General features: G+C 38.7%; 6 protein-coding genes and 1 pseudogene. All 7 read right to left on the bottom strand.

Going from position 1 to position 4,443, the window contains the following annotated elements:
* A partial coding sequence (locus tag IAQ59_RS21530; RefSeq protein WP_342450740.1) for a HipA domain-containing protein occupies positions 1 to 185 on the bottom strand: 185 nt, incomplete at its 3' end.
* Positions 186 to 202: 17 nt separating this feature from the next.
* Positions 203 to 451 (bottom strand): helix-turn-helix transcriptional regulator, encoded by a 249-nt coding sequence (locus IAQ59_RS21535; RefSeq protein ID WP_209332921.1) that lies wholly within the window; start codon positions 449 to 451, stop codon positions 203 to 205.
* A gap of 149 nt (positions 452 to 600) precedes the next feature.
* Positions 601 to 1,512, bottom strand: coding sequence for a BF3164 family lipoprotein (locus tag IAQ59_RS21540; protein WP_209332922.1), 912 nt, complete (start codon positions 1,510 to 1,512; stop codon positions 601 to 603).
* 245 nt (positions 1,513 to 1,757) lie between these two features.
* Entirely contained in the window at positions 1,758 to 2,477 is a 720-nt protein-coding gene (locus tag IAQ59_RS21545) for a hypothetical protein (protein WP_209332923.1), read from the bottom strand.
* Positions 2,474 to 3,541 (bottom strand): BF3164 family lipoprotein, encoded by a 1,068-nt coding sequence (locus IAQ59_RS21550; RefSeq protein WP_209332924.1) that lies wholly within the window; start codon positions 3,539 to 3,541, stop codon positions 2,474 to 2,476. Before IAQ59_RS21550 ends, IAQ59_RS21545 begins: the two co-directional genes overlap by 4 nt.
* 75 nt (positions 3,542 to 3,616) lie before the next feature.
* Complete coding sequence (locus tag IAQ59_RS21555) at positions 3,617 to 3,877, bottom strand: hypothetical protein (RefSeq protein ID WP_209332925.1); 261 nt, start codon at positions 3,875 to 3,877, stop codon at positions 3,617 to 3,619.
* A gap of 304 nt (positions 3,878 to 4,181) precedes the next feature.
* A pseudogene (locus IAQ59_RS21560) lies at positions 4,182 to 4,443 on the bottom strand (type II toxin-antitoxin system HipA family toxin); the annotation flags it as partial.

Genomic DNA, 4,443 nt, shown 5'->3' on the forward strand with positions numbered 1-4,443 from the left:
AACTGGGCAGCTACCATGTCATAGGCGGGACTCAGGTTGTATCCCTTTTTTGGGTTTTTAAATAGGGAAAAATTTTTCAGGTGCATGTCATTGTTACCGGTAAGGAAACAGAATACCACTTGCTCAAAGAAGTTAATTATATCAAATCCGGGATTGGTCGAAAATTGAACCAGTGCTTTTCCAATCTTTGTGCATAAATACTTTAGCCTTTCTCATGGATCAGTTTATGGCGGTTTATGGGTACCGGACCGAGTTCATACCCAAACAATACCAATACCTGGTTTACCTTATCCTTTTGTAGGGATGGTTTATCACGTTCCAATTCCCGTACAAAGCGTAAACCTACGCCGGCTTTATCTGCCAAATCGTGTTGAGTAAGCCCCAGTTCCTTTCTCTTGGCTTTTACAAAGCTGCTTAAGGGTAAAGCAGCATAGTTATTTCCTGTATTCATTCATATAGAATTTACCCGTTCGGGTATAAATATACAAATTTTGATTAAAATATACCCCATCGGGTATAAAAATGCGTCTTCGACTGCATTTTGTAATATTCTTAGATTAAATTAATCCGATCATTTTTGTTCTCGGACGACAGAAAATCCTAATAGTCAAATATCACCACATTCGGATCCTTATCTGATGAAATGCCAAAAAAACGCTTGTTCTCCTCGTCTACCGCTAGGGAAAACAGGGCATGGTCAAGGGTATAGGTTTTTACTAGATTGCCTTCGTAATCAAACACAAAGATTTCACGGGACAACTCACCCTCCTGAAAAAATAAATCCACGGACTTGCCAAAATAAAGGGCATAGATATATTCTTCTTCTGCCACGACAGACGTATAATAATAAGGCCTGCTCCGATCTGTTAACTTCGCCATCGGGTAGCCGGCCGAATAGTCTACCTCAAAGTCCGGCATCGTCTGTTCAGGCCCGCGAATAGAGGTTATCGTTCCACTGGATACATCCAGAATTTCAATATAATCTCTTAATAGCCCTACCTGCACATACTTTTTGTAATCTGGGCTTATGGAGGAATTGCCCTGATGAACAGATTTGATCACATTGGGCGGGAGTTCACGGTTTTCCAGCATGTGGCTCCATTTACCAAAAGTGGAAAGCTGGTTTCCAAGTGTATCATACAGTACAAACTTGTCATCTCCGTCAGCCAGTTGGCACATTATGGAGTAGTCTGAAGACCATCTCATATCAATAGCCAAATACATATTTTGTGGCTGACGGAAAGCTTTTCTATATAGTTCACCTGTTGTTTCTAAATCAAATAAGGCCATCAATTTCTGACTATGGTCATAAACCCACCATTCATTCACCGATTTTCCCCGTTGTAACTGATATGCGGCAACAATTTCTCCCGGTCCCATACCGTCTTTTCCCATAGTCTTGATTAAAATTTCCCTTTCGGGGTCAACAAAATGGAGGTGATAATCCAATGCCTTACGTTCTCCTACCACGAGGTATTTACCCGTCCATAGAATGGCGTTAGGATTAAGCAACGCTGTAAGATTAAGTTTTTTGCCTTGGAGAGAATTCGGTTCAGGAATATCTTTAGGATAAAAAGTGCGGATGCTATAATCCAGTCCAGTGAATCCCTAGGTTCGTTTCTACAAGAAAAAAGGATACCAAAAATAAAAAATACAAGTAAATTTTTAGTAGTGGCCATAGCGATGAAAATAAAGGGAAAATATCAATAGAGAGTTTGGATGGAATTTAAACCCATCCAAGCCGAGTTCAAACCTACTTACTTTCGATTAGTCTTCACCAACCGAACAGTATCTGTAAGGGGCGAAGTTTGCATGATGAACTTTCTGGAAATAATATACTCCTTAGCTAGTTTGGTAGGAAGCACCTCCCCATCTTCCGTTACATAAACAGGATCTGAATTATAAAAGGACTTTACAACCCCATTTTTCACTTCGGTAATCTCCCCTCTTACCGCTTTTTTTATCCCCATCTCTGTTGTTAGGTTATGTAAAGTACTTCGATATAGGTTAAAACGATCGGTGTTTACAATACTTCCTCCTTCCACAATTACCGAGTGATTCTGGTCTAAAACCATTGTATGACCTGAATTTACCTTGGTAATCGAATTCGAGATAAATAGTTCGTTCGACTGATCGTAAAAAAAGGGATAGTTCATCTGCATGTCAACAAACCAAAATTTTTTAAAGCTATCAATATCCACTATGGGGCGAACAAGAAAGACAAAACCTATATGCTCGAGGTCTACACTCCGAAGAAATGCATGCCAAACCTCCAGCTCTCTGTTAAAGGTTTCAGAACTTTGATCAATTACTGAGATTAGTTTTACCGGTTTGGATATGGGATTTATGCCCGTAGATATGTCTACCTTATGTTTATTGGCTGGTAGAAAAAAAGTTTTAATCCGGCTATTATCTTGGGCACTAACCGACTGTACATGAATGATCATTATTAAGCATATGTAATAGAGCTTTTTCATTGTATGTCGTTCAGTTTATAGGAAATAAGTCCCGGATTTTCTTCGTATGTTGAGCCATATAGGGTGTTGGTGTGGCCATCAATGGCTATTGATCTAAGGTACCTGTCCGTTTGATACCTTTTTAAGGGCTTTCCGTTCCAATCCAATACATAAATCATATTTGTCAAAGCTGCTTTTACTCTGGCTTCTCTTGTTCGGTCTGCTGGCATTTCACCACTGTACAAGATGAAAATATAATCTTCAGTTGCAGCAGCTGACATAAATTCAAATGTAACCTCGTCGTTTTCCATCACAGCCATGGTTCCATTCCCATTTTCAACTACGAGCTTTGATGCTCCCCAGGAATATTTTGTTATTTCAATATCAGGCTCTTGGATTTCAATTATGCCAAATTCCGGAACTTTACTCATACAATACACTGCCTTTTCCTTTGTAGGATGGTTTACATAAAATGCTTGGTTCGCCAATGCCATGGAAGGACCGCCCTCATATTCCTCGCTATTAAAGAACTTCTTATTTTGGATATTATAAACACCGAATCTTTTATGGTACATGCTGCCAACTATATAGCCCTTCACATGTACCGTGCTTCCCATAAAACGTTGCTCCTCTTGGTCAATGGTAAACCTGTCATTTGGTTTTTGAACACCGTTTTTAACGTCTTCTATATCAAAAACATAGTAATGAATATTATCAGATAGATAAAGTGAGGCATTTTCATGGTCAAAAGAAAAAGAAAACCCATCGCTTAGAAGCTCGTCTGGACCTTCACCTTTTTTGCCAAAAGGCTTCACTGAATGGTCCCGGAGATCGATAAGCTTAAAGGTGTATTCTCTATCTGGAAATTCGTTGACCAGAATTAGACTGTCATAAAAGGACATATTAAACATAAAGCTCAAGGGGTTCCCTTCTACGTTAAGTGAAATTTCCTCTCCATAAACGTCTACTATTTCTGTTTGGGAGAAATAGTCTTTAAAATCAGTACCGTTTGGATCTTTAGTGCACGAGGCTAGTAATAAAAAAACGAGAATTGATGCTTTAATGTATTTGAGCGTTGGGTTCATTTGTATTTTACATTGTTGATTAAAATGGATCACCAGAACTTGATTCTTTAGTTCTGGTGATCTATACATACTAAACTAGCAAAAATAAGGCTTGCCATAGTATTCCCTGTACACCGGGTATACTTGTGTTTTACATATATCAGAGATAATGTCTACCTCACAACATATCCCATCTCCACTACCACTCCCCGCAATCGCATTCTCCAAAGCCACTTCGTTATCAGAAAACGGCACTTCCGTACCGCTAACACCAAATTGCCAGCCGGCCACCAGCATAATTGCTACAGCGCCACAGGCTGCCATTTTCTTGCTTAAATTGTTCGTCCATTGCTTCATGTTTTTTTAGTTTGAAGTAAAACATTGATTTAATGGTACCTAAATTGAAAAAAAAAAACGAGAGTTGCAACTATTATTTTAGAAAATTCTAAAAAAACAACAAATAATCTGTTTTAAAGCGTATACAGAGGGTTTGGGTTCGGAAATTAAACTACTTTTACTAAACCCTTCATGTTCAGTTCACCTTATGTCGGTAACGAAATGTGCAATAAGCGTTGTTTTAAACCTTAGGCCAACTTGTCAATCCTAATAAGGGTTTATTTTTGGTGTATTCCTTATATGTCTGACCTCCATTTCTTTGGTTTTATAGTCCTATCTGTTTGGCTTTTTTATCAATCATTACGTGATAGGCTTCCTTCATTTTACTCGGAAGAAAGCTTATTTCCACAAACGCATGCCATTTGGGTATCGATTTTTTGAAACGCAGGAAAATGTTGTCAAATACTTTTTGATCAAGTTCGAACCTTTCCATAGCTGCTTCAAAATCCCTGCGGGTTAGTTTCTTTTTCCTTCCATTTAGTGTAAGTGCCAATTCTTCGCTATCTCCTTCAACCACCAACTGGGCA

The organism is Lunatimonas salinarum (assembly GCF_017811155.1).
Classification (GTDB): Bacteria; Bacteroidota; Bacteroidia; order Cytophagales; family Cyclobacteriaceae; genus Lunatimonas; species Lunatimonas salinarum.

Bases quoted from the DNA above. Each gene is read 5' to 3' on its own strand.
- IAQ59_RS21550 (WP_209332924.1), bottom strand. From the start codon at position 3,541: ATGAACCCAACGCTCAAATACATTAAAGCATCAATTCTCGTTTTTTTA.
- IAQ59_RS21555 (WP_209332925.1), bottom strand. From the start codon at position 3,877: ATGAAGCAATGGACGAACAATTTAAGCAAGAAAATGGCAGCCTGTGGC.
- IAQ59_RS21535 (WP_209332921.1), bottom strand. From the start codon at position 451: ATGAATACAGGAAATAACTATGCTGCTTTACCCTTAAGCAGCTTTGTA.
- IAQ59_RS21545 (WP_209332923.1), bottom strand. From the start codon at position 2,477: ATGAAAAAGCTCTATTACATATGCTTAATAATGATCATTCATGTACAG.